Consider the following 2,706-nt stretch of genomic DNA (forward strand, 5'->3'; position numbering starts at 1 on the left):
TTAATAACTGTGGTAACGTTATTTATTTTATTGTACATAAAAAAACAATTGCAAAAAATTGCTTTAAAAGATGTGTTGAAGATTTTTGGCGTAGGGGCAATTGTAGCTATGCACTGGGTAACTTTTTATGGCAGCGTAAAATATGCCAATGCATCGGTAGCATTGGTTTGCTTTAGTGCCACAGGTTTTTTTACTTCTTTTTTAGAGCCGCTTATTTTAAAAAAACGGGTTGTATTTATTGAAGTAGCATTGGGCTTGCTTGCTATAGCAGGTATTTATATCATTTTCGATTTTCATCCGCAGTATAAACTGGGTATTGCCTTTGGAATAATTTCGGCAGTAGGCAGTGCCTTGTTTCCCATTTTTAATAAGGAATTTGTAAAGCGGTTTACGCCTCAAACGGTTACATTGTACGAGTTGGGTGGCGGATTAATTGCGCTTACGCTTTTGGTGCCGTTTTATTTAATGCAGTTTCCTGCGGCATATTATTCACCCACCAGCACCGACTGGATTTGGTTATTGGTGCTGGCCTGGTTTTGTACCGTACTCAGTTTCGATCTTCAGTTAAATGCCCTTAAAAAGATATCGGCTTTTACCGCCAACCTTACTTATAATTTAGAACCGGTGTATGGAATAATTATGGCTTTTATCTTTTTTAAAGAAAATGAACAACTGAATTACCAGTTTTATATTGGCGTTGGCTTAATTTTACTGGCAGTAGTTTTACAGATGATAAGGGTTTATTTTCAAGCTAAAAGGCCTCTGCAAAGAGTATAAAAATGTAAACTTTTCAACAGTTTTAAAGGGGCTTAAGATATTTTTAGGTATTAAATCAAAAATTCTTCCTTCATAAGTTCCAGAAATCCATTTTTAATCCTACCTTCGCCGTCCAAAAAATTAGTACAATGGCCAGAGTATGTCAGGTTACAGGAAAGAAGCCGATTACCGGAAATAAGGTTTCGCACTCGAATATTAAAACCAAGCGCAGGTTTTTACCGAACTTACAAACCAAGCGTTATTTTCTTGCAGAAGAAGATAAGTGGGTGGTATTAAAAGTATCTTCCGAAGCAATAAGAACCATCAATAAAAATGGTTTATTATCTGTGGTAAAGAAGTTACGTGCCGCAGGAGAAAAAATCTAGCCCCTATCCCCTGAAGGGGAAATGAAGGAGATCATATTATATAAATAAAATAAAATGGCAAAGAAAGGCAACAGGGTACAGGTAATTTTAGAGTGTACCGAGCATAAAACAAGTGGTAAACCCGGCACAAGCCGTTACATTACTACCAAAAACAAAAAGAACACACCAGAAAGAATGGAGTTGAAAAAATTCAACCCAATTTTAAAGAAGGTTACTGTTCATAAAGAAATAAAATAATAACGGTAATTTGTATAAACGTTAATTCGCTAACACGGATGAACTAATAAACTAATTAACCAATAAACTACATATCATGGCAAAAGCAGCTTCAAAAAACGCTAAAATTAAAGATACCAAAGCAGCAGCAGACGCAAAAAACTGGACTAAAGTAATTCGTACAGTTCGCAGCCCTAAAACTGGTGCTTATACTTTTAAAGAATCAATCGTACACAAAGACAAGATTAAAGAATATTTAGCTAATTAATTTTAGTTGGATAAAAATATATTTATGAAGCTTCCCATTTAAGGGAGGCTTTCTTTATTTAAAAAACTTTTAGGGTTACAAAAAAAAGAACCTCTAAATTTACACTAAGCCAACGAACAACAACCAACAAACAACCACCAACTATTATGGGCCTCTTTGATAAACTCTTTGGAAAAAAACAACAGCAGGAAAGTTTAGAACAGGGATTGCAAAAAACACGGGAAGGTTTTTTAAATAAAATAACCAAAGCTATTGCCGGTAAAAGTACTGTTGATACCGAAGTGCTGGATAATTTGGAAGATGCATTGGTAAGTGCAGATGTAGGCATTGAAACCACCGTAAAAATTATTGAGCAGATAGAAGCAAGGGTTGCAAAAGATAAATACCTCAATACATCGGAGCTTAATAAAATTTTAAAAGAAGAAGTACAAAATATATTAGTAGCTGCACCGCAGGATAGCAGTTATGAAGACTATGAATTACCTGCAGGCCACAAGCCGCATGTAATTTTAGTAGTGGGTGTAAATGGTGTGGGTAAAACAACAACTATTGGTAAACTGGCGCATAATTTTTCTAAAGCAGGTAAATCGGTTTTGCTGGGTGCAGCAGATACATTCAGGGCAGCAGCAGTTGACCAGTTAACTATCTGGAGCGAAAGAACCGGCGTGGACATTGTAAAAAAAGAAATGGGCAGCGACCCGGCATCGGTTGCATTTGATACGGTTAAAAGTGGTGTGTCAAAAAATATGGATGTCATCATTATTGATACCGCAGGAAGGCTGCATAATAAAATTCATTTAATGGATGAGCTTTCTAAAATAAAAAAAGTAATTCAAAAAGTTATCCCTGATGCGCCGCATGAAGTTATGCTGGTATTAGATGGCAGCACCGGGCAAAACGCACTGGAGCAGGCCAAACATTTTACTGCCGCAACAGATGTTACTGCACTCACCATTACAAAATTAGATGGTACTGCAAAAGGCGGTGTGGTGCTGGCTATAGCCGATCAGTTTAAAATACCTGTTAAGTTTATTGGGGTTGGTGAAAAGGCTACCGACCTGCTGGTGTTTGATAAACAAC

5 protein-coding genes are annotated in these 2,706 nt (G+C 36.6%); all 5 read left to right on the plus strand.

Annotated elements, in window-relative coordinates:
* A partial coding sequence (locus ACY65O_RS09850; RefSeq protein ID WP_462220683.1) for a DMT family transporter occupies nucleotides 1–777 on the plus strand: 777 nt, incomplete at its 5' end.
* Nucleotides 778–905: 128 nt separating this feature from the next.
* Nucleotides 906–1,142, plus strand: coding sequence for a 50S ribosomal protein L28 (gene rpmB / locus ACY65O_RS09855; protein WP_462220684.1), 237 nt, complete (start codon nucleotides 906–908; stop codon nucleotides 1,140–1,142).
* Between the two features lie 54 nt (nucleotides 1,143–1,196).
* Nucleotides 1,197–1,379, plus strand: a complete 183-nt coding sequence (gene rpmG / locus ACY65O_RS09860; protein WP_430989772.1) for a 50S ribosomal protein L33 — start codon at nucleotides 1,197–1,199, stop codon at nucleotides 1,377–1,379.
* 76 nt (nucleotides 1,380–1,455) lie between these two features.
* Nucleotides 1,456–1,626: a DUF4295 domain-containing protein gene (locus ACY65O_RS09865; protein ID WP_462220685.1), complete on the plus strand. Its 171-nt coding sequence runs from the start codon at nucleotides 1,456–1,458 to the stop codon at nucleotides 1,624–1,626.
* 146 nt (nucleotides 1,627–1,772) lie between these two features.
* Nucleotides 1,773–2,706: signal recognition particle-docking protein FtsY (ftsY, locus tag ACY65O_RS09870; RefSeq protein ID WP_462220686.1), on the plus strand; the 934-nt coding region annotated here is incomplete at its 3' end.

Source organism: Ferruginibacter sp. (genome assembly GCF_031430955.1).
Classification (GTDB): Bacteria; Bacteroidota; Bacteroidia; order Chitinophagales; family Chitinophagaceae; genus Ferruginibacter.

Excerpts from the sequence above, each read along its gene's own strand:
- rpmB (WP_462220684.1), top strand. The coding sequence starts at position 906 with ATGGCCAGAGTATGTCAGGTTACAGGAAAGAAGCCGATTACCGGAAAT.
- rpmG (WP_430989772.1), top strand. The coding sequence starts at position 1,197 with ATGGCAAAGAAAGGCAACAGGGTACAGGTAATTTTAGAGTGTACCGAG.
- ACY65O_RS09865 (WP_462220685.1), top strand. The coding sequence starts at position 1,456 with ATGGCAAAAGCAGCTTCAAAAAACGCTAAAATTAAAGATACCAAAGCA.